The 22,517-nt window shown below is 32.5% G+C and carries 20 protein-coding genes and 1 pseudogene; 13 read left to right on the top strand and 8 right to left on the bottom strand.

The features are described 5' to 3' along the window. Positions 1-7: 7 nt before the first annotated feature. The 9 genes from AB3M96_RS17870 to AB3M96_RS17830 all read left to right on the top strand — a co-directional run bounded on the left by AB3M96_RS17870 (position 8) and on the right by AB3M96_RS17830 (position 12,025). Complete coding sequence (locus AB3M96_RS17870; protein ID WP_412968995.1) at positions 8-1,126, top strand: glycosyltransferase; 1,119 nt, start codon at positions 8-10, stop codon at positions 1,124-1,126. Between the two features lie 80 nt (positions 1,127-1,206). Continuing rightward, positions 1,207-2,457: a glycosyltransferase gene (locus tag AB3M96_RS17865; RefSeq protein WP_412968994.1), complete on the top strand. Its 1,251-nt coding sequence runs from the start codon at positions 1,207-1,209 to the stop codon at positions 2,455-2,457. Further along, positions 2,457-3,761: an O-antigen polymerase gene (locus AB3M96_RS17860; RefSeq protein ID WP_412968993.1), complete on the top strand. Its 1,305-nt coding sequence runs from the start codon at positions 2,457-2,459 to the stop codon at positions 3,759-3,761. The genes AB3M96_RS17865 and AB3M96_RS17860 overlap by 1 nt, the downstream gene beginning before the upstream one ends. A gap of 46 nt (positions 3,762-3,807) precedes the next feature. After that, positions 3,808-4,980, top strand: coding sequence for a glycosyltransferase family 4 protein (locus AB3M96_RS17855; RefSeq protein ID WP_412968992.1), 1,173 nt, complete (start codon positions 3,808-3,810; stop codon positions 4,978-4,980). A 121-nt stretch (positions 4,981-5,101) separates the two neighbouring features. Continuing rightward, positions 5,102-6,814, top strand: a complete 1,713-nt coding sequence (locus AB3M96_RS17850; protein ID WP_412968991.1) for an asparagine synthetase B family protein — start codon at positions 5,102-5,104, stop codon at positions 6,812-6,814. A 104-nt stretch (positions 6,815-6,918) separates the two neighbouring features. Beyond that, positions 6,919-8,373 carry a flippase gene (locus AB3M96_RS17845; protein ID WP_412968990.1) on the top strand — a complete coding sequence of 485 codons (1,455 nt, stop codon included), beginning with the start codon at positions 6,919-6,921 and terminating at the stop codon, positions 8,371-8,373. Between the two features lie 13 nt (positions 8,374-8,386). Then, complete coding sequence (gene glf, locus AB3M96_RS17840) at positions 8,387-9,493, top strand: UDP-galactopyranose mutase (protein WP_412968989.1); 1,107 nt, start codon at positions 8,387-8,389, stop codon at positions 9,491-9,493. 643 nt (positions 9,494-10,136) lie between these two features. Next, a complete protein-coding gene (locus AB3M96_RS17835) occupies positions 10,137-10,853 on the top strand; it encodes a magnesium chelatase domain-containing protein (protein WP_412968988.1) in 717 nt (238 codons plus the stop codon). 140 nt (positions 10,854-10,993) lie between these two features. Beyond that, positions 10,994-12,025: a sporulation initiation factor Spo0A C-terminal domain-containing protein gene (locus AB3M96_RS17830; RefSeq protein ID WP_412968987.1), complete on the top strand. Its 1,032-nt coding sequence runs from the start codon at positions 10,994-10,996 to the stop codon at positions 12,023-12,025. A 438-nt stretch (positions 12,026-12,463) separates the two neighbouring features. Here the strand turns inward: AB3M96_RS17830 and AB3M96_RS17825 are convergent, their stop codons facing one another. Continuing rightward, a complete protein-coding gene (locus AB3M96_RS17825; RefSeq protein ID WP_412968986.1) occupies positions 12,464-12,691 on the bottom strand; it encodes a hypothetical protein in 228 nt (75 codons plus the stop codon). 1,415 nt (positions 12,692-14,106) lie between these two features. Next, a complete protein-coding gene (locus AB3M96_RS17820; RefSeq protein WP_412968985.1) occupies positions 14,107-14,295 on the bottom strand; it encodes a hypothetical protein in 189 nt (62 codons plus the stop codon). 398 nt (positions 14,296-14,693) lie between these two features. Between AB3M96_RS17820 and AB3M96_RS17815 the strand changes: the two genes are divergently transcribed. Further along, complete coding sequence (locus AB3M96_RS17815; protein WP_412968984.1) at positions 14,694-15,914, top strand: M14 family zinc carboxypeptidase; 1,221 nt, start codon at positions 14,694-14,696, stop codon at positions 15,912-15,914. 260 nt (positions 15,915-16,174) lie between these two features. Further along, positions 16,175-17,113: a DUF4349 domain-containing protein gene (locus AB3M96_RS17810; protein ID WP_412968983.1), complete on the top strand. Its 939-nt coding sequence runs from the start codon at positions 16,175-16,177 to the stop codon at positions 17,111-17,113. Between the two features lie 287 nt (positions 17,114-17,400). Here the strand turns inward: AB3M96_RS17810 and AB3M96_RS17805 are convergent. From AB3M96_RS17805 to AB3M96_RS17785, 5 genes and pseudogenes are all read right to left on the bottom strand, one after another. After that, positions 17,401-17,586 (bottom strand): annotated as a pseudogene (locus tag AB3M96_RS17805) (FAD-dependent tricarballylate dehydrogenase TcuA); the annotation flags it as partial. A gap of 76 nt (positions 17,587-17,662) precedes the next feature. Next, a complete protein-coding gene (locus AB3M96_RS17800) occupies positions 17,663-17,998 on the bottom strand; it encodes a hypothetical protein (RefSeq protein ID WP_412968982.1) in 336 nt (111 codons plus the stop codon). A 186-nt stretch (positions 17,999-18,184) separates the two neighbouring features. Continuing rightward, the gene (locus AB3M96_RS17795) at positions 18,185-19,063 is read right to left on the bottom strand and encodes a M15 family metallopeptidase (RefSeq protein WP_412969065.1); all 879 of its coding nucleotides are present in this window, start codon (positions 19,061-19,063) and stop codon (positions 18,185-18,187) included. Positions 19,064-19,246: 183 nt separating this feature from the next. Beyond that, positions 19,247-19,477 carry a hypothetical protein gene (locus AB3M96_RS17790; RefSeq protein ID WP_412968981.1) on the bottom strand — a complete coding sequence of 77 codons (231 nt, stop codon included), beginning with the start codon at positions 19,475-19,477 and terminating at the stop codon, positions 19,247-19,249. A gap of 24 nt (positions 19,478-19,501) precedes the next feature. Then, positions 19,502-19,858, bottom strand: coding sequence for a helix-turn-helix domain-containing protein (locus tag AB3M96_RS17785; protein WP_412968980.1), 357 nt, complete (start codon positions 19,856-19,858; stop codon positions 19,502-19,504). A 317-nt stretch (positions 19,859-20,175) separates the two neighbouring features. Here AB3M96_RS17785 and AB3M96_RS17780 point away from each other — a divergent pair, with 317 nt between their 5' ends. Both AB3M96_RS17780 and AB3M96_RS17775 read left to right on the top strand, forming a co-directional pair. Then, positions 20,176-21,240, top strand: coding sequence for a hypothetical protein (locus tag AB3M96_RS17780; RefSeq protein WP_412968979.1), 1,065 nt, complete (start codon positions 20,176-20,178; stop codon positions 21,238-21,240). Positions 21,241-21,312: 72 nt separating this feature from the next. Further along, positions 21,313-21,591 (top strand): hypothetical protein, encoded by a 279-nt coding sequence (locus AB3M96_RS17775; RefSeq protein WP_412968978.1) that lies wholly within the window; start codon positions 21,313-21,315, stop codon positions 21,589-21,591. Between the two features lie 248 nt (positions 21,592-21,839). On the opposite strand, the gene AB3M96_RS17770 is transcribed toward AB3M96_RS17775, so the two are convergent. Then, positions 21,840-22,517 (bottom strand): hypothetical protein (locus AB3M96_RS17770; RefSeq protein ID WP_412968977.1); only part of this gene is annotated, 678 nt, incomplete at its 5' end.

The raw sequence follows: 22,517 nt of genomic DNA, 5'->3' as shown, positions 1-22,517 counted from the left end.
GTAATTTATGGATTTTGTTTTTGTAATATCTCACGTTCCAAATCCTAGAATGAATAAGCGATTACAGGTAGCTAAAAATGTTGGACAGACAGCATTAATCTTTTGGGATAGAGGAGGGAGAGTTAACATATGGGATGTTTATCATTCGGATATCGAAAACATTAAGATAAATGTTACAGCAGATTATACTAATCCATTAAAAAGGATATTTCCTACAGTGAGATTTGGATTTAAAGCACTGAAGGAAATTAGACGTTTAAAGCCAAAAAGCCTTTATGTCGCGAACATAGATATGTTGATAATTGCAAGCTTGTACTCATTAGGCAGGAAAGAAAAACCTAAAATTATTTATGAAATTGCTGATTTAAATAAGTTAATCATAGATGATCAAAATAGAGGTATTAAGAAATATGCAAGAAAGCTTCTTGTAAAACTTGAAAAAAAACTATGTAAAAATATAAATACCTTAGTTGTTACATCAAAGAAATTTTATGAAAATTATTATTCTAATTTCGTGCCAAAATCAAAACTCTTATTCATGCCTAATATGCCAAACTTGAATGCATTTAAAGACTTTTCTAGAAAAAGGACAGATAAATTTACAGTTGGTTTTATAGGGGCAATTAGATATAAAGAACAGATGAAAATGTTAATTGAAGCTGCAGAAAAAAGTAATGTAGATTTATTGTTTGCAGGAGCAGGCTTAGACGATGAGATCGAACAAATTTGTAAGAATAAGAGTTTTATAAAGTATATAGGTAAATATAAGTATGAAACAGAAATTTCTCAGTTATACGGAAAAGTTGATTGTGTTTATTCAGTCTATGATGCAGACTTAAATAATGTTAAGTTTGCTTTGCCAAATAAATTATATGAGTCAATTTATTGCAAATTACCAATTATTGTGTCTAAAGACACGTATTTGGGAGAAGTTGTTGAAAGTAAGGGCGTAGGAGTGTCCGTAAGTCATAAAAATGTAAGTGAGCTTGAATTGGTATTAAGAAAAATGGCTACAGATAGTAAATACTATAATAAATTTGTGAATGCTTGTTATAAGTTAGAAGATGAAATTGATATCAATGTTTATAATAATAAGCTAATAAAAAGATTAGAAAATATTAATTAAAAGGTAATACCTTTTAATTTACTAAAAAAGCAATCTGAGATGGTATTGTTAAATAATCCAATTTTTCATGAGGTATTAAAATGAGGAAAAATATTGTTATCATATCCCAAAATACACATTCATTTTTAAGAAATGAAATAAGATATGCAGCGGATATCTTTCAGCGGGTTGTAGTTATTTGTCCGTATGATAGTAAATTTAAAGAAGTGGTTTCGAAAATTCCTAATGTTGAAATGTTATTTTATAACAAAAAGGAGTTATATTTAAATGGGATGTTCTCAATATATAGAATGTTTGAAAAAGAAAAAAGAATAGAGTTGGTTGATGGTATAAAAAGTAAGAAATTATCGGCAGGGTATATAAAATTCTATATTTTTTACTTGGCATTAGCAAGACTGTTTGAAAAATGTTTAGCTAATAACCTAAAATTAACAATAAATGACTCACAAGAGTGGGTTTTTTATTCCGCTTGGTATGATGGAACTGCATTTGCAGTAACTGAAGCAAAAAAGAAATATAAGTATGCAAAAGCCGTATCATTAGCACATTCATTTGAAGTAGATGAAATAAAAAACAAATTTACTAAAGTGTTATTTCGAAAGAATTATCATAGTAGGTTAGATATTGTTAGTTTTATAAGCAAAAATGTTTATAATAGTTACAAAAAGGAAATTGCAAAAAAGTTAAACTTATCACTTGAAAATACTGAAGTGAGATATCTTGGCGCAAAGAAACTAGGTCAGGATAAAAATAAGCCTTCAAGTGACGGAGTATTCAGGATACTATCATGCTCTCATGTTGTTCCAGTAAAGAGAATTGATTTGATATTTAAAACTCTTGACGCAGTAAATGTAGAGCTGCCTATTGAGTGGACTCATATTGGTGATGGTAAAGAGATGGAAAATATCAAAAGATTAGTTAGCAAAAAGAAAAATAAAAATCTAAATATAAATTTGCTTGGAGCCATTGAAAACACAAGAATTCACGATTTCTATTCAGCAAATCCTATTGACTTATTTGTAAATTTAAGTGCCTCTGAAGGTATACCGGTATCGATAATGGAGGCAATCTCATATGGTATCCCAGTTCTGGCAACAGATGTTGGGGGCAACTCTGAAATTGTAAGAAAAGAATTTGGAACAATAGTTGCTACTAAACCAACAATATCTGAAACTAATGCAGCAATTTTAGAATTTATTAATTTATCAACACATGAGAAAGAAGATATGCGGAAATATGCTATGGAGTTCTTTGAAAATTACTTTAATGCAGAAACTTTAAGAAAAGACTTTTTTAAGATGCTTAATGAAAATGTAAATGAGGTAATATAATGTTAGAAATTTATGAAGTTTGTGTAATAATAATTTCTATTATATTAGCCATAAACTCTATAAAGAAAACTGTTAAGGTTGATAAAACTATTTATCTCGTACATTTATTATTTTTCTTTGTCTTTGTTTTACCACTAATAATGGACTATGTATTTGGCTTTCCAAGTTATAGTAGTTTGTTTTATGGATTTAATATATCATACAACGATGCACCTACTAGATACGTATATGCAACTTATATTTTACTATCACAAATCATAATGCTTATTGTTGGTAACAATAGATTTAGGTTTAGTAATAAAAAGTACAGGAGTATGCATGATTTACCTAGAGTAAATAATATTAAAAATCTACATTCATCATCCAACAGTATGTCTGATTTTTTGATGTTTGGTGCATCAATAATTACAGTAGTTTTAGTAGTAGTTTTTCCAATGTCTAAAGAAATATTATGGAACTTTGGTTGGAGAGATTTAGGAGTTTCTATTGTAGGTCAAAAATATTATTCAACAGTTGAGAAATTATCATATATTAGTATTGTTTCAGCAATTATATTTTTATTTAAAAAACAGAGAAAAATTATTACTAAAGTATTTTTTATAACAATAATTACTATGTCTATTTGTGTTCAAGCTAAAAGATCAATTATATTTTTTGCTGGGGTCTTAATAATATCATATTTACTTTTTAATACAAAAATGAGTAATAGAAAGTGGATATATCTACTAGGTACATTTATTATTATTACATTCTTATTATATAGTATCTATGTAAAAATAACTTATAGAGATTATATTGGATTTGAGAGTATTTATACAACTCTTCGAATAGATTTCTTTAGAGACGACACTGTTAAAATGGTCATACATTCTTTATTATACCCAAATACTTGGCAAGTACTAGAGTATCCTGGCCAAAGTATTATAACTCAAATAGGTTCCCTTTTTCCTCTACAATTCTTGCATGTACCCTCTATGGGATACAACTCATATTTGACATCTGCATTAATAGGTGTACCTGTGGAGAAAAGTATAAATTGGATGACAACATCTATATTCGATGAAATGATTGCAAATTTTGGATTTTTAGGATTTTGGATTGCACCTACAATATTGGGTATTTTTGCAAAAATAGCAGATAGGCAAAATAACCGTCTTATTCCAATAACTATTGCTGTAATTATGCTGTTAATGATGTACTCACCAAGTTATATAATGTGGTTTATTCAATTTTGGTTGCTAATTGTAATTGTTGAAAGAGTATTTAGGGCAAAGAGGAGAGTAGGATCTTCCAGTAGCAATTAACTTGCCTTAAAATAATGGTAGTAACATAAGTAATGGAGGATTTTTTATGGAAAAAAAAATAGCAATTTTTAATTATTCGGGTATATGTAAGAATACTGGAGGTCCAAGTGGATATTTATATAATTTGTTTGAAGGATTGAAGGAAGCTTCGACGACGATACCATTATTTTCAGTTGTGCAGACTAATAAACAGCAAGGTGGTTCTACAACCCCAAAAATAAATAGTCCATTTGTACAGGAGATAAGATCTTTACTCTACTTAATCAAGAAAGGTATTAATTGCTCCAAAAAAGTAAGCAAAGAAATTCATGAATATGACATAATTCATACTCATAGTTGCGAGGATGTGTTTTATTTACGAAGATTTATAAAATATAATGGTAAAATTATTCTTACTTCGCATAGGCCACAACCACTAGAAGATGAATCGGTTATACCTCTAAAACTAAAATTGGGTACAAAATGGAACTTCCCCTTTTTTCGTTTTATAATAACACAAATTGAAAAGTACGGTTATAAGGAATGCTCTGGATTTATTTTTCCTAGTGAAGGAGCAATGAAGATATATAATGATTTTCCTGGATTTAAAAAGTTTTCAAAAAATAAGCCTATAAATTATGTTTTCACTGGTGCTAAAATTGAAAATCCAACAATTCCAACAAAAGATTATAGGGAGAAATTATCTTTATCTAAACATGATAAAGTTATATGTTATATTGGACGGCATAATTATATTAAAGGTTATGATCTTCTTGTATCACTTGCAGATCGTTTAGAGAAAGAAGATATAAAAGTAATATGTGCTGGTGCCATAAGTGGAATACCTGTGCCAAAAAACAAAAATTGGATTGAATTGGGGCATATATCAGATCCTAGTAATTTAATAAATGCATCAGATATTGTCGTTATACCTAATCGAAATACCTATTTCGATTTAATAATTGTAGAAATTCTATCTCTTGGCAAAATGATAGTAACATCAAAAACAGGTGGAAACATTGATATTGCAAAGCAAACTAAAGGGTTACGGCTGTTTAAAAGTGGAGATAGTGAGAACTTATATCAAACTATTATCGATAGTTTTAACCTCCCAGCTGAAGAAAAGGAAAAATTATCTGATGAGAACCTTGACTTTTACAACCAAAATTGCACTATTAATAAATTCACAAAAAACTATATGGTTGCGTTAAACAAGGTTTGTTCAAAGTTATGTTCTTGAAATTATTAATCTAAATCATTTAAATGTTTTGTAGTTATTTTTAATTACTACAATTTTTTATGTTTAATATGTATTAAGTGTAATTGGATCTTATAACGTCATTTTAATAAGGGTGGTAATTTTGCCTGGTTTTTTTATAAGTACATTAAATGGAAACAGTGAACCATTGGATAACTTTTATAACAACAATAAAAGCATTAAAGAATGTATAGAAAACAAATCATACTCAATCAAACGCAATACTTTAAATAAATTCTTAGATGATAAAATATTCAGTGAGGATAATAGATATATCGTTATTATAGAAGGAGTGGTTTTAAATAAGGTAGAACTAATTAATAAATACGGAAAACGGAATTTCTTTGATACTATTGTACACCAGATAGATCGAGGGATTGATGATTTCTTTAAGGAATTTAAGGGGAGTTTTTCAGGAGCGGTTTACAAGAAGGGTATCAATGAATGGATAATATTTACCAATCATATTGGAGACAACCAAGTATTTTATTACTCTGATAAAGGGAATTTTATTATTGGAAATGAAGTTAACTATATAGTTGATACTTTAAATAACCACAATATTAAATATAGATTAGATGAACAAGCAGTTTATGCTACACTAACCTTTTCGTTTCAAATAGATAATAAAACCTATATAAAAGAAATAGAGAAACTTGAAAATGGATGTTATCTAAAAATAAGCAAAGGGAAGTTAGTTAAGATACCTTATTATCAGTTAACAAATGACAAGTATGATTTGAAGAATTTGAATGAAGATGAATTGATTGAGCAAATAGATATGAAATTTAGAAAAGCAATAACACTAGAATATAATAAGGATCTAGAGTATGGTTACACCCATTTTGCAGAACTAAGTGGGGGGTTAGATTCTAGAATGAATGTATGGGTTGCATCCGATTTAGGATACAAGAATATTCTAGCCTTAAGTTATTCAAAATCTGGATACTTTGATGCAAGGATTGCCGAGCAAGTATCAACAGATTTAAATATTAACTGGATATTTAAATCACTAGATTCTCCAGAAATGATTTATGATATTGAAGAGATTGTTAAAATGAATTTTGGACTGGATGGTTATTTTAATGTAACAAAGTCTAATACATCCTATAAACATCTTAATATAAATAATATTGGGCTCTGTCATACAGGACAATTAGGTGGAGCTATTTTAGGCAGTTATCTAAAAAATAATAACGGTAACACTTTTAATAAGTTCAAGTATGGATATTCAAACAAACTTGCAAATCAATTAAAATTTGATAAATCGGTTCAATATGAAAATGAAGAAATGTTTGCTATGAATGTAAGAGGATTTAGAGGTATTTTAAATTCACATTCAGTACGACGAAATTATTTTGAGACTGTTTCTCCTTTTTTAGATATTGATATGCTTGAATTTTGTTTGAGTATCCCTATAGAATTACGTAAAAATCGAACTATATACAAAAAATGGATATTAAAAAAGTATCCAAAGGCTGCAGAATATAAATGGGAAAAAACAGGAGCCAAAATGTCATTAAACAGTTATACAGAACTTATGCATAAAATTCGTAGGCGTGGATGGCAAAAATTATCAAGTCTAATAGGGCTAGAAACAAAGGCAAAGGCCGATAGTATGAACCCGTATCAATATTGGTATGAAAATAGTATTCAAATACGTGATTTTATGGATGAGTATTTTAATCAATTTAGTAATCACCCTAAAATCAGTGCTGAACTTAAAAATGATATTAATAAGCTATACCACAATGGAACAGCTCTTGAAAAATCACAAGTGTTAACGGCCTTGGCTACAATTAAAATTTATTTTTAAAGTTTGGTATTCTTACTTTGATTATTCGGAAAATATAGTTAACAGTATAGAGTATTAACACATTATAGGAACAAGAAAAATATGATTAGAGATGATAGAAACATATGGGTGAAAAAAAGTCGATTGCAAAAAACTTTTTATACAATACTCTACTTAGAATTTTAAATATTGTATTCCCTTTGATAACCTTTCCTTATGTAGCTAGAATTTTATCTGCAGAAGGAATTGGAAAAGTCGATTTCTCTTTATCGGTTATACACTATTTTATTATAATAGCACAATTTGGAATACCTACTTATGCAATTAGAGAGTGTGCTAAGTACAGGGATAATAAAGAAGAGCTTACTAAAAAGGTACAAGAAATATTAATGATAAACATAGTGATGGTAATTGTGTCTTATATATTTTTGACAATAGTACTGGTTAGTGTGGATATGTTTCATGATTATAAAACTTTACTTATCATTATGAGTATTAATATTTTATCAACTAGTATTGGAATTGAGTGGTTTTATCAATCTATTGAAGAGTATCGCTTAATTACGATTAGAAGTTTTTTTGTTAAATTACTATCCTTAATTTTAGTATTTGTTTTAATTAAAGAAGAAAGTGACTTTAATCTTTACGGTTTTATAATTACTTTATCTCTTGCGTTAGGTCACATATATAATTTCATACATGTGAACAAATATATTAGCTTATTTAAACGATATTCAAATTACAATTTTAAAAAGCATATAAAACCAATTCTTTTATTATTTGCAATGAGCATATCTGTTAGTATTTATGTTCACTTAGATAAAGTCATGCTGGGAGTTATTTCCGGTGATAAATACGTTGGTTTATACTCTTCCGCTAGTAGAATTGTAAAAATAATATTAACCCTAGTCACGTCATTGGCTGTAGTTTTATTACCTAGAATGTCATATTACATTAAAATGAAACAAGAAGAAGATATTAAAAGATTAATAAAAAAGTCAATCGATTTTATACTAATGATTTCTATTCCAGCGACGGTTGGTATTATTATTCTAGCTAAGCCTATAATATTAATCTTTGCTGGTCCTGGATATTTGGAGGCTGTAAATACTATAAGAATTATAAGTCCAATCTTAATTATTATTGGTCTTAGTAATTTAATTGGGATCCAGATATTAGTATCAAATGGTAAAGAAAAAATAACCCTTTTTGCTACCATTATAGGGGCGGCTATTAATTTCTCGCTGAATCTAATATTAATCCCTAAACTTCAGCATAATGGGGCAGCAGTAGCAACAATACTTGCAGAAACAGCTGTTACCGTTACTCTGTTCTATTTTGCTTATACGTACATTAAAGGAAATATTAATTTTAAAAACCTCCTTAGTTACTTAATAGGAGTACTTTTTATGTCCATATTATGCATTGGAATAAATCATCTCATTCCTGGGTTAGTATTCAGTACGCTGCTGTCTGTTATTAGTGCAATTATTATATATATTTCAATATTATTCTTATTTAAGAATGAATTAATGGTTGAAATTTCAACTAAACTAACAAGAAAGTTCAAGCTAAGATAGAGGAGGATATACTATGTCAGGAACATATGACTACTTAGTTGTAGGAGCAGGTTTATTTGGAGCAACTTTCGCTTATGAGGCAAATAATAAAGGAAAAAAGTGTCTAGTGATTGACCGCCGAAATCATATTGGTGGAAATGTTTATACTGAAAACATAGAGGGAATTAATGTTCATAGATATGGTGCACATATATTTCATACAAATAACAAGAAAATATGGGATTATGTTAACAGTTTTACAGAGTTTAACAGATATACAAACTCTCCTGTTGCAAATTATAAAGGGAAAATCTATAATTTGCCATTCAATATGAATACTTTTAATAGGTTATGGGGTGTTATTACTCCAGAAGAAGCAAGGGCTAAAATAGAAGAACAAAAGATGGAAGCCGGGATTTCAGAACCAAAGAATTTAGAGGAACAGGCTATTTCTTTAGTCGGTACAGACATTTATGAAAGACTAATTAAAGGCTATACAGAGAAACAGTGGGGAAGATCTACTAAAGAATTACCAGCATTTATAATCAAGAGGTTACCAGTTAGGTTTACTTATGATAATAATTACTTTAATGACAAGTATCAAGGTATTCCGATCGGAGGATATAACGTAATAATTGAAAAAATGCTTAAAGATGTAGATGTGCAATTAAATACGGACTACTTTAAAAATAGAGATGAATTAGAAGGAAAAGCTAAGAAAATAGTATTTACAGGTATGATTGATGAATTTTATGATTATCGATTTGGGCAATTAGACTATAGAAGTTTAAAATTTGAGAATGAAGTACTTGATATAGAAAATTATCAAGGAAATGCAGTTGTTAATTATACTGATAGGGAAACGCCGTATACCCGAATTATAGAACATAAACATTTTGAATTCGGTACCCAAGAAAAAACTGTAATAACGAAAGAATATCCAAAAGAGTGGGAGAAGGGTGATGAGCCATATTATCCAATAAATGATAATAAGAATAATCAAATGTATGCAAAATATAAAGAACTAGCTGACAAGGAAGATGACGTTATCTTTGGAGGAAGATTGGCTACTTATAAATACTATGATATGCATCAAGTAATCGGGGCAGCACTTGTAGCAGTTGATAGGGAGTTTTCTTAACAAGTTGATATATATAATAAAACTTTTAAGCAAAGTTTACTTTTTGAGTGACAGTAATTCCAGAAGGACGGTGAGGCAACTGTGTCTATATTAATAACTAGTGTAGCGGGATACATAGATCCCATACAGTAAGATATTTTTTAGGTCAGAATGAAGATATTGTGGTTTTTGATAATATACAGAGTGGTCATAGGGAATCAGTTGATGTAGAGCATTTTTATCAAATCAATCTTAGAGATAAAGATGATTGATTTTGGGGCCTGCCACCACCCGGATTTTCTTGTTTCACAGATTTGTTTCACATGGAGAGAGTCCAACTATTATTGTTGGGACTCTCTTTTGTGTGGTTTTTTAACTGATTTTGGGTGCCTGTCACCACCCGAAGTTTCTTGTTTCACAGATTTGTTTCACAGATTTGTTTCACATAGAGAGAGTTCTACTATTTTTGTTTGGGACTCTCTTTTTGTTCTGTTTTTTGAGTCTTTTAATAGTGTTTCAGAATGGGTTATTTAATAGTTCTATCTGTGAACAATCGACTTTTTGTTCTAATTTTGAACAATTATCTAAGTGTAATTGACATAGTTTGTTAATTGGTTTAATTTATAAAAAAACGAACATATATTCTAGCTTAGGAGAGTGAGTTATGGCTACTGTTGTTACTAGTATTGGGCTTCAGGGGTTGGAAGGGTATAAGGTGAGTGTTGAGGTACAGATTATACCTGGTAAAGATAGTGTGAGTATTGTAGGATTACCGGATGCGTGCGTAAAGGAGTCGAAAGACCGTGTACTAGCAGCTTTGTACTCTATTAACTGCCAGTTTCCTGAGAAGAAGATAGTCATTAATCTGTCGCCAACTGAACAAAAGAAAAACAGTCCCTTGTTTGATGTGGCGATGGCAGTTGGATTAATGAAAGAGATGAATTATTTTCAAGATAAAATTCCACCGAATTCTGCTTTTCTGGGTGTATTGTCGCTAAATGGTGAGATCAGGGCAGTGAGAGGGATGTTACCAGCTATTCTAGCAGCTAAGAAACACCACATTAAAATATTGTATCTTCTTTATATAGAAGATTTACCATTCTCGGAAATAGAGGGAATCGAACTTCGCTTTGTACATTCAATACAGGAGGTCATTCAGTCATTTTCTGGTCAAGTTATTGCCTCATTACCTTCCTCTAGTAAAAGCCCACAAATCCCTATCAATTCAACTGCTAAATCAAACATTTCAGAGAAGAATTTTAAACATATTATTGGTCATAAACAAGCGAAGCGGGCATTAGAGATTGCAGTCGCAGGTGCTCATAATGTATTGCAATTTGGCCGCTTTGATGTGGCAACTACTCTCTATGTTCGGGAATAACTCACCTAAATTACTAAGTTTATCATTACAACTCATACATAATATGGTACTATTTTCCTGAGGAAATGCTAAATGTTAAGAGTAATTAACCGAGGGGTTCCTAAAGCTTTGTAAAAACAAATGTGTAAGAGGTAAATATTATGAACATTAATTTCGAAACCAAAGAAAAGCTAGAAAAAACAATTGAAAGACTACAAAAAGCATTTGAATACAATGATGAAGAGTATATTAGTGAATTGGTTGAAGACCTTGCGGAGTTTGCTTTTTTTGCAGGATATAAAGAGGCAGAGTTAAAGAAAAATAACTCACATGATAAAAAAACTAATGGGATAAAATTCAGTACATTATCTTCTGATACCATTGAAGCTCAAGTTTCAAAGCTCCTTTTTAATTTTGGTATCCCTACACACATTAAAGGTTACCGATACCTTATTGATGCTATAACTCAAACATATAAGGAACCTACTCTTATTTCTAGAATAACAGAAGAGTTGTATCCGTATATTGCAAAAAAGTACAATACCACAGCTAGTCGTGTGGACCGTGCTATACGTCACACAATTGATAGTGCATGGAGTAGAGGAAACCTTGAAATGTTATCTCTTATCCGAGGAAACCATTTAAATACGTCTAATGCTAAGCCTACAAATAGCGAGTACATACAACTCCTTGCTGATTTTATTCATAAAAAGAATAATATTGGTCAGGTTACATTAAACCGCTCAATAGAGACGCAACAAAGCGATAACATGATAAGTCAAACACCTTCCAATGAAGATGCCTGCCTAAGTTCGTCAGGATTTTCAAAAGAAACTAGTAATATACGATCAAAAGCAGATAAGAAATTGGGAACTGATGAGGTAATAACTAAGGAAATAACCGAAACATTGCTCCAATTAGATTTCAATGAGAGTATGTCTCACTTTCCACTTCTGCGTGAATTAATCTATCTCTCTATTAAAAATCCAAAAATAATCAATGATGAAATTGAACTTCAAAATCAGCTAGCCACTAGGTTTAATATTACCAAAAAGAGAGTGAGTAGAATTACTCAAGATGCTCTATCCATGAGGTTTCCTGTACTTAAACAAACATTACAATATCAAGGTTCAAATCCAATGAAACTCTCAGTCTTTAGTGAGTTAGTTATCAAAAAATTTAATTTGAACTGATAAGAATCCTTTCGTTCGCTAATGAGAAGAAATAGTACTAGTAGATGGATAACCAATGATTATTATTCGCGAAAAAAGGGTGTATTCTATTTGTTGAATCGATGATATCACCTATCTTTTACAATTAGTGTAACTGTATGTTTATCGATCCAAAAACTAGCCTAGGTAAAGACCGTAGGCTAGTTTTTTTCGATTATTAATACGAATTTAAAATAGAGTATAGAGAACCATCAAAGAAATTCTAGTAGATTATGTACTTTTGTGGTAACCAAGTAAAAGAATCAGGGAGCTGTATACTAGATAATCATCCAATGTATAGCCTTTTTAAGAGAGTGAGAGGCTGGAATAAGTTAGGGTTTACGATAACTAAGTATGACATGACAAATCAAAAACAGGATAAGCTCAATCCTTTTAAAAAGGATTGAGCTTATAATATGTCTATTTCCTTTGGAGATATCGTAGACGCAGATAAATGCATTCCACTTCAAACGCAGGAATACGATAAAAATCATTTTTCCTATTTTGATAATAGGATTTGATTTTATCTAGTTCCTTATGAATGATCGACGGTTTAACTTCCTTTCCGTCAGCCTGAAGAGATCCTTGGATACATTCAAAAGCTTCACTACGGTTAAAAAAAGTATCACTATCAACGGAAACAGTCATAATAGCACCTCCTTTAAAGTAATTAAAGGGAGCTATAAGGTAATGTCTAAAGCAACTCCTTCTAATGACTTTAAAAACCGGTAGCCTGTTATTAATATATATATGAATGTGTTGATAAAACATTACTAGAAGATCTTATTTTCTATAAGTCTGAAATGCTTAGTCGGATTCCTAATATTGAATTATTCACTGATTGTCACTTTGCTGAACAGACCACAAATTTTGGATGAAATAGCTACATCAGTTTTATAAACAGGTATAACAGCCCTACAAGAACTCCTACTCTTCGTCTAAACATAATAAAATGAATTTCTTCGCTGTTGCTTTACCCGATAATATCAAATCGAAATCTCATATTCGGCTTCAATGGAAAGGTTCCTTTCTTATCTATTACAGAACAAAGGACGAGTCTTGTAGTCTTACAATTACTATCAATATCATGAAATAAGTGCGCAATCCATACATACAACCTTTTGAGTTTCTTCTTCAGAGTACCCTACAATTTCATTACATTCCTTGCATTTTACTGAGTATATTTTCTCGGACACTTGTACATTTTTCAAATTTATCTTCCTCTCCATATATAATCAGAGGGACGGCTCACCCCTCCAAGATCACCCGTAATAGGGATAAATGCTAGTTATCTCGTGAACGATATTTCCCTTTAAAAATAACTTTATAGGAAAGACCTCTACACGCTACCTTTTTCACTACCTACCACTGATCTGTGTGGCAGTTTAAACTATTAAAGATTAAACCTCCTTCATTATTGTTATAGTAGTTTAGGGGTGAAAAAGGGGCATGGGTTGTGAAATTTTTTTTGAGTGCCTGTCACCAGCTGGGAATTTTTCTTTATGTTTCACAAAAGGATAGACTAGCTAATTTTGATAACTTTCCTTAGGAGTAGCAGATTAGTAGTGATTAATTGTTTTATGTAGTGAAATACGAGGTGCACTAGGAATTATCAAAAGTTGATTGGTTATATAATTGTTATCTGTGAATAATGTCGATATTTGTCGATATATAAATTATAATTATTCAAAGAGGTGACATGAAATATGATAATTAAATATTGGCATCTTTATAGAATGAAATATTATGCGCATCTATCTAAAGATGCCAGAGATCCTAAACTTAAAGAAAAAATGTTAAATAAGATGGACTACCACAGCAAGAAATATAAAGAAGAAGTAAGAAAATGATAGGTGGATGCAGCAAACGCCATCCTAAAAATTAACGTCGATTTTAAAGCCATTAATTGAGACTAGGATTGAAGTAAGGGGTATTTATTAGTTTTCACGTGCATCTATGCCTTCTCAACACTTTTTTTATAACCTACTCATACAGAATGGCAAATATAAAGAGGATAGCTAAAATACTATCCTCTTTGAAGGCTCCTATTTCCCGTACTCTAGTCACAATAACCCCATCAACATTATTTCCAGAACCTCATAGTCGGTTAATATTGGTTCTACCAAATCCAACGTTTCCGAAACAGGCTGATATGTAATGAAGTATTCTTTATCGTTAATCGTTGTTGTCACCGTCTTTTCCTTTTTCAGAAAGTCTATATATTCCTCCAACACGAAGTTCTTCTCCTTCATAATCGCATGGTTTGTTTGTTTTTACTGCAATGTTTATGAGGACTGTCAAATTTTGAATAGTAGATTTCTAATGTTTTAGACACATTTTTAAAAGTTTTATACAGATACCTCTTTATAATTCGAAAGTCGAAAAATTTTCATGTAAACGGTAGGATGAGAATTGGTATGATACTTGCACATATATATTGGCGCAGGATAGATTTCTTTTCTTGCAATCTACATAGAAGGGAGGAGTATGCTTTCATTTGTACATAACTAGCATTTGTTTCAAGGAGCCAAGGGGCAGATAAGAGCGCAGTAATGACATTGAAGAGGAAACAACACACTTTGTAATCAATTATCATCCAGATTTATAGAATCATCAGATGGATACTTTACTATGAAAAGGGAGTATGTAGATGTATAAAAAATTATGGAAACTGATATTGGTGACAGTAGTAATTTCTAACCTTTTTGTTTTTACCTCTTACGCAAAAACGAATCCGAATGGACCATGGGTAACACCTAACCAACATGTGAGTCTAGAAAGAATGTACACTCCAGAAGAACTGGAAAAAGAACTGAAGAATATTGAAGCAAGATCAAATGGTAGAATGACGTTGGAGGTAGCAGGAACAACACAATCTGGTTATCCAATTTACGTTGCGAAAATTGGTGATAATGACCCGAACAAAAAAGGAGTTCTCATCCAATCAACTATGCATGGCGATGAGGAGTTAGGGGTCATTTCTTCGGTTGAATTAATTAAAACATTGGTATCTAGCAATAATCCGGAAGTACAGAAGATGCGTGATAACCTTTCAGTTTGGGTTGTCCCAATGTTAAACCCTGAAGGGGTGGTAGGACATGTAGTGGATGGAGTGGGAAAACCACTACGATACAACCGACAAGCTTGGACGCCGGGTGAATGGGGATTAGAGGAATCACAGGTTAAACCATGGTATCATCGTGCAACAGGTTATGATATTAACCGTGACTTTAATCCGGATTTAGAATTTGAACTAAACCCTTCAACAGCTCATTTATTACCAGGCCAATCAGTATCAGGCTGGAGAGGGAGTGTCGGTTTCTTTGTAACTCCGGAGGCGCGTGCGATGGTAGACTTATATGAGGCGCTTGAACCTGAGTTATTCATTGATCTTCACCACACATACCCGACATACACGGTTTCTGAAGATAGTGATGAAATGTCAACATTAGCGATACTAAATGTCCCAATTGCGGAAGAGGGATATACTGATAGAGAAGATAACTTCTGGAAAGTAGATGATGAAGTCGTTGATCTTTCAAAAAGAATTGGGTCACTAGTCTATCAAAAACTCCAAGTCGGTAACTCACATTTTGGTAATGTATCACGTTATGAGGAATTGAATGTTCCAGCTATGGCCATTTCAACCTTTGCCTTAAATGGAACACCAACCATGCTTTATGAAATTCGTGGTGGTTCAAACTATGATACAGGTCAAAAAGCAAGTGGAATGATGATTAAACAAACATATGATGGACTCTATGAAACATTAAAGGGATTTGTGACAGGAGAAGTATATCAGGCAGACCCTGCGGTTTACGATAGCATCCCAGTTTTTGGACCGGTAGTAGATAATCCGCATGAGCATTAAGAGGTAGTTGTTAAGGTAAAAGCTGTTAGTACTATTAGGAAGGGATGGACATTTGTTCATCCCTTTTGGTGTTATTAGAAGCTGGACACTGTTTGGATAATATATCAAATACTCTAAGTTTAGAGCGTTCACTACCAGTACGAGTGCTGATTTATTTTTTTCACAATCGTTTCAATAGATCTATGAAATTCTTACATATTGAAACGTTCTTAGTATTATTACGTCTATAATGAAAAGGAGCCTTTAAAGGGGTGGTCAAGATGAAGAAATTCAACTTGTTTTGTGTAAGTGTTTTGGTAATGATGTTGGCCTTGTTTGGCTGTAGTGCAGGTTCTTCGGAATCCTCCGAATCAGCTGGTGATAAAGCTGCAGGGGGAGACATGGCGTATGAACCCGAAATATCAGAAGTTGCAGAGGACTCTTCTGGTGATGAAGGAAAGGCAGAAAGAGAAACCGCAAATTCAATTAAAGAGAATACGGACCTTACTAACACAAGCAGAATGGTTATTTACAATGCAATGATTGAGATGGAAGTAAAGAACTATAAAAATGCACAAGAATCGATTCAAACGCTAATTGAGGATATGAACGGGTATATCGTTGAGTCAGAAAGTTATAATGATGGTTCCGAACAATCTAGTGGTCATCTTACTGCACGTGTACCTAGTGACCATTTTCAACGATTCATTGATAAGGTAGAAGCGATAGGTACCAAGGTTCATAATAAGAATGTCACAGGTGAAGATGTTACTGAGGAATATAAAGACTTAGAATCAAGACTAAAGGCAAAACGGGCTGTTGAAGAAAGATTACTACAGTTTATGAAAGATGCAAAAACAACTAAGGACTTATTAGAAATATCCAATGATTTAGCTGCTGTTCAAGAAGAAATTGAAATTATAACTGGGCGAATGAAATATTTAGAAAACCAAACGAACTTATCCACTGTAACGATCCACTTCTATGAGAATAATGTAATCATTCCTGAATTAGAGAATAGCGAGCTAAACACATGGGAGAAAACCAAAAAACAATTTATGGATAGCATTAACTTTTTACTTGCTGCAGGATCTGGAATACTTATATTTTTAATAGGGAATTCCCCAATTCTTATTCTATTAGTGGGTGTTGGTTTTGGAATTTACTTAATATTGAGGAAGAAAATGAAGCGTAATGAAAATAAAGGTATTGATCAGTAGGTTTTTTAGGGGGATTAAATGAGAGTGTGAAGTTTCTATTGTGATTTATAACTATTAAATCGAAGAAAACCCGTTTGGCTTTAGTTGTGTAAGTGGATTTACTTTTCATATATGTATCTAGCGCATCTAATTTTTATATAACTGATGTTAAATTGAGCATCGATATAAAACATTTGCAATGATTATACCCATTACCAATAAAAAAAGAAGTAATGTACCTGACACTTCATCGGAAGAATTGGGCACATTACTTCTTCTTATAATGCTCACTCTAACAAAAGTGAGACTTATACCTTATTTACTTGCTGTTTATTTACATATTTAGACGCTGAAGAACCCGCAAGTTTACCAAAAACTGCACCAGACATTAATCCTGAACCGCCTGGATAATTGTTATAAAATAATCCTCCAACCATCTCACCAGCTGCATATAACCCTGAGATCGGATTCTCATCCATATCTAACAATTCTCCATTGATCAAATCAATAAATTTACAAAAAAAGGTCCCTATAAATAGGCACCTTTCATAAAATAAAAGAATTTTTTAATTATGATACCTGATCATAATTCTTAGGAGTTACAATACCTTTAACAAGTCGGAGTTTTAAAGACTTATGTACTTTTTTCTTAGTTTCATAACTTACCAATGGACTACCGTAAATGTAAGTATACGCCTCTCGCATACGAGAGAAATATTTTGTAGTATAAGGAATCCAAAGAACTGTACGCATACTATTGAGGAACTTTAAAGCATCCTCCTCAGTAATTTGTTCTGTTCTTCTTAGTTTGGACAATGCCAGCTTAATTTTTATCGCAAAGACGATTTGAAGAGGTATAAATAAAATTAATAAAAGACTAATAAGTGCAACAATTGTTTGTTCCATGATTCATTCCCTCCTTTCTATATGTATTTTATCGACAAAAATCGGTAATTTTTAACATAATTCGCAAAATTTCATGCTTGTTTTTTTATCAAAACAAGGGACGGTTCCTATTAGATACAATTTCAAACTTATACCAGGAAACATTAGAATAAAAGCACAGGACTTATCCAACATTTGTTATCCACACTACTGATATCTTGTTATGATAATTCCATCTATATTATTCCCAGAAACCTCATAGTCGGCCAAAATTGGTTCTACCAATTCCAACGTTTCCAAAACTGGCTGATATGTAATGAAGTATTCTTTATCGTTAACCGTTGTTGTCACCGTCTTTTCCTTTTTCAGATAGTCTATATATTCCTCTAACACGAGGTTCTTCTCCTTCATAATCGCACTATGTGGCAAACCTACATAACGAAAGTGCCAAGGCTCATATTCGATACCGGTAATATCTGTTTTGTCCTTTGGATATCTCAGTATAAATCCGTACTTCCAGGAGTTTTCGGCCATCCATTTTCCTTCAGGTGCACTTTCCATTTTCATTAAAGTCGAACCAACATCGAGTGATAAACCAAGATTATGTTCACTATACCCAGGTGGTAACGCGTAACTAGGTCCCATTTCTTTATAAAGTCTTTCCTGCTCTTTAAAACCACGGAAACCACTATTCACGGAAAAGTTTTGCAGTCCATCTTTTGAAGCATCCTCTATCAGCTTTGAGAACGCAAGCGCTGCCTCCTTAGAAATAGAGATATCATCTATGCTAGACCCGAATTGTTTCTTCAATTCTTCTATTGTAGATAGTGGAGCGATATCTTCTTTGATACTTATCTCTTTGATAGGAATGTCATTATTAACTAATAGCAAGTCCCCTTGAAAGACGTCGCTTTCGTTTAAAACCATGGTTTTAACTTTCTGTACGGGAGGTTCTCTTTTATCCAAGTCGGAAACTATTCTTATTTCAGACCCGGTCTCTTTATCACTCTGGAATAAAGGTCTCGTAACCACAAAAATAACACCAATAACCATAGTCAAAACTACTAATACTATCGCCTTGTTTATTCTCCTCAATTTTTAACACCTCCAAGTAGCCAGGTTCTGAACAGATTTATATTTTACTAGGTGAAACTATAATAGCACATATTACTTTGATAATTTTACAGGGCAGGGTTGATTTTTTCCATAAAGAAAGAGAGTCAATATTCGACTCTCTTAGTCTGTTCACATTTAAATTAAAGCTACTTATTAATTAGTAAGTAACCCTTTAAGATTTTTATAAGAAAGCATTGCACACTCTTTTTTATCCTGGTGAAAAGCTGTACCAACTATATCCTCTTTGTCTGGATGAGAATACCTGGCAAATCCTTCGAAGCCGTTAGGTACCTTAAAGATTTCTATTATGATCGAGTGATCTTGAGATACAGTTATTTCTAAAATTTCAAAGTCCTTTGTAATTTCCTTTGATATAAGGTTCATTGGTATCTCCTAATTAAATATAGTCTATTTACGATTACCTGTTACTCTATCTATTGCCCCAAGTTGTATGAGTGTATGTTTTAAAATATCTTCATGTACTGCAATCGGTCTATCTTTTAATAGATCAATGATTGTAGTAAGTGCTTCAGAGTTTTCAATAGCACTTAATTCTTCCGCTTTAGATAAGAGATGTGAAGTAGGTATATTGAGTGCATTCGCAATCCTAACCAGCACATCTAATGAAGCCGACTTTTCCGCTCGTTCAATTTCTCCCATATACGTTTCAGAAATACCCGCCTCTTCTGCTAACTTTTGCTGAGACCATTTTTTCTCATTTCGAAGCCTGCGAATTCTATGTCCTACTACTTCTACTGTAGACATAAGAGATCACCCCTAGCTTAAGTAAATCCTAGAGGAAATCAAAAACGAATAAACTATAGTTGGTATTTATGTTTCAAGGAGCGCTATAGTTGGTTTTTTGACGAATTACTTCAAGAAATTATTTTTGCTCAAATGGTAGACTATGTCTACCTACGAATTCTATAGAGGATTAAAATTAGTAATTTCACTAAATTTTTAGGATATAAGGCATGGTGCTAGTAGACTATATTGTAATGCTAGCTTATTATAATCTCAATAAGTAATACCAAAAATTGTAATACTATAAATATTTATAGTTGCTAAAAGGAGATATTACTATGATATTTTTAAAGATAATTGGTATTATGCTAGTGCTTTTTATCATGCTAGTAATAATTGTTACACTTTTACAGAAGTATAGGGAATGGAAAGATTTTAAAGAAAATCTTAAAAAATATTATAATTCAAAGCGTTATCCTTTCTTTAAGAGATGGAAGATGAAACGTATACATAAAAAAGTGCTTAAGGAATTTAATAGAGATTATATTAGACATAATCATTACATTTATTTCAGTAAAAGATTTATATTAGAAGACCATCCAAAGACAGTAGATTTCTCCCTCGAAAAACAGCTTAGTGAAAGGCGCGGCTATTATCAGAAACTAAGAATTGTTAATGAGGCACTTGAACAAATCAATAAATGTTTAGAGGTTATCTTTATAATACACTCAATTGTAGAGTATTTTGAGAAACACATAGATCTTGCACATAAGACTTTAGAAGAAATAGATAAAGAAAGTTATAAGTTTTATTACCCTGAACTATATAAGGATCGTCACAATGAGTTAGTTATGTTCATAGCGCATATGAAGAAAATTAACAAGAATTTAAAAGAGGATAGACTGGAATTTTATGAAGAAGCCATTCGTGAATTAAAAGCAATAAAGAAAAGGCCCTTAATAGAAAGGGCCGGGAAAATCGCATGGAATATACTGACTGCTCCTGTACGCCGGGTTGTTAGCGTTTTTGAAGGAATATCTGAAGGGGATCGAGTAAAGGTCGGAAAAAGCACAGCAATTCTGCTACTAGGCATAGCGGGAGTGAGTTTGTTAGATGCGATAGATGCATTTGATGGAATTGATGGGCTTAGCGTTGGCTCCAATATAGACCTGCCGGAGCTTGACCTTCCTACAGTTATAGATGTTGGTTTAGTTGAAACATCAGATTTGCATTTTGTAAACCCTCATGAAGTAAGTGGCTATATAACTGAAGATGGTACAGTTGTTGAGGGGTATTTTAGGGATGGTGATGGGGATACTTCATTCGACAGGGCTGTTGATGATGGAGGAGGCTATCTTGCTACCAATCCGGATGGTGTAACTAGTAATAATTTGAATGGTTAATAACGTATGAACTACATGACGTTCTAGATTTAGAGCTGTAAAACAATTCAAGAATTAGAGGTGAATAAAGAGATGGGGATACCGAGACAAGAGGATTTTATGAATGAAATAAAGATGCTCAAAATAGATGCTCGTGAAGCTGGTGAGCAGTACATTGATATCTGCAGTGGGACTTTACACAAAATGATGGGGGACCATAAAGGAAAGAATGCTAGAATGTATTCTTGTTGTAGGGCAATGTATAAAAGTATGAATTCAGAAGATGAAATAATTCAGCTGCCAAAACCTGTTGCGGGTAATACAGAAACAAAAGGTTATGGAGCTAGATTAATAATTAGGTATTATTTGTAGGAAAGAATGGAGAAAGAGGCTAGAGGTGGCTGTAAAAATTCAGACTACAATTCTATCACTAATCTGTGGTGGGATAATGCCCTTCACTTTTTAAGGAAGATAATTACCTTTGTCAGTTATCGAATCCGTTTGCATAGCACTGATAGATAAAAAAGTATTCTCTAACCTATAGAGTCCACAAGGTGTACCTATAATGTATAAGATTCCAACCAAAAGGGAGCATTGAAATACAGTGCTACCTTACTCTTCTAGTTTTTTCTTTTTGTATCTTGCTCGACATATACTACTGTTGCCAATCTACCATTCTGTTCATTACCAGATTGATATTTTGCCTGTGATTCATAACCACTGTTCGCCGTATCACCATTAGCGCTCTCTGTTGCTGCTGCTTGTTGATGATAAGATAAATTATTAGTTGGATCACCGTCTGGAACAGTACGGAAATGCCCTTTTACCACTTGCATATCCTGCATATTTGGCGGCTTTGCATCAGGGCCATTATAGGACAGGTTATTGGTTGGGTCACCGTCTGGTGCTGTTCGAACGTAAGATTCCACATAGGTTGTTCTTGGGTGCGAAGTGGTTTCAGTTACGTTCGTATATTTGTTTACATAAGGCTCTGAAGTAAAATGCTTTGCCTCAGCATAAGTCTCCCCAAACGCATCCAGGCTTACATGCATTTTTAAGAAAGGGAGAACGAAGGAAATAATAATTAACGGCACACTTCCCATAATTCCCAGAGCGGAGGAACTACTATATCCATGGCGATACAACCATCTGAGTAAAAAATGCATGGATACGCCACTTAGTACTGCCATCAAAACTGGCTCTGTTAACGAATAGCCCCAATACATATATTCCTGTGCCCGCCCCCATAAATAGAAAGAACTGCCATAGACAGTTAACCCGGAAACAAACGGCCTCCA

It is taken from the genome of Ferdinandcohnia jepli, from assembly GCF_047246645.1.
GTDB lineage: Bacteria > Bacillota > Bacilli > Bacillales > Bacillaceae_L > Ferdinandcohnia.
This window is presented reverse-complemented; position numbering and strand designations above follow the sequence as displayed.

Coding starts and splice junctions, on each gene's coding strand:
- AB3M96_RS17845 (WP_412968990.1), top strand. CDS start 6,919: ATGGGTGAAAAAAAGTCGATTGCAAAAAACTTTTTATACAATACTCTA.
- AB3M96_RS17870 (WP_412968995.1), top strand. CDS start 8: ATGGATTTTGTTTTTGTAATATCTCACGTTCCAAATCCTAGAATGAAT.
- AB3M96_RS17825 (WP_412968986.1), bottom strand. CDS start 12,691: ATGACTGTTTCCGTTGATAGTGATACTTTTTTTAACCGTAGTGAAGCT.
- AB3M96_RS17780 (WP_412968979.1), top strand. CDS start 20,176: ATGATATTTTTAAAGATAATTGGTATTATGCTAGTGCTTTTTATCATG.
- AB3M96_RS17855 (WP_412968992.1), top strand. CDS start 3,808: ATGGAAAAAAAAATAGCAATTTTTAATTATTCGGGTATATGTAAGAAT.
- AB3M96_RS17775 (WP_412968978.1), top strand. CDS start 21,313: ATGGGGATACCGAGACAAGAGGATTTTATGAATGAAATAAAGATGCTC.
- AB3M96_RS17790 (WP_412968981.1), bottom strand. CDS start 19,477: ATGAACCTTATATCAAAGGAAATTACAAAGGACTTTGAAATTTTAGAA.
- AB3M96_RS17785 (WP_412968980.1), bottom strand. CDS start 19,858: ATGTCTACAGTAGAAGTAGTAGGACATAGAATTCGCAGGCTTCGAAAT.
- AB3M96_RS17835 (WP_412968988.1), top strand. CDS start 10,137: ATGGCTACTGTTGTTACTAGTATTGGGCTTCAGGGGTTGGAAGGGTAT.
- AB3M96_RS17800 (WP_412968982.1), bottom strand. CDS start 17,998: ATGGAACAAACAATTGTTGCACTTATTAGTCTTTTATTAATTTTATTT.
- AB3M96_RS17860 (WP_412968993.1), top strand. CDS start 2,457: ATGTTAGAAATTTATGAAGTTTGTGTAATAATAATTTCTATTATATTA.
- AB3M96_RS17815 (WP_412968984.1), top strand. CDS start 14,694: ATGTATAAAAAATTATGGAAACTGATATTGGTGACAGTAGTAATTTCT.
- AB3M96_RS17820 (WP_412968985.1), bottom strand. CDS start 14,295: ATGAAGGAGAAGAACTTCGTGTTGGAGGAATATATAGACTTTCTGAAA.
- glf (WP_412968989.1), top strand. CDS start 8,387: ATGTCAGGAACATATGACTACTTAGTTGTAGGAGCAGGTTTATTTGGA.
- AB3M96_RS17865 (WP_412968994.1), top strand. CDS start 1,207: ATGAGGAAAAATATTGTTATCATATCCCAAAATACACATTCATTTTTA.
- AB3M96_RS17830 (WP_412968987.1), top strand. CDS start 10,994: ATGAACATTAATTTCGAAACCAAAGAAAAGCTAGAAAAAACAATTGAA.
- AB3M96_RS17810 (WP_412968983.1), top strand. CDS start 16,175: ATGAAGAAATTCAACTTGTTTTGTGTAAGTGTTTTGGTAATGATGTTG.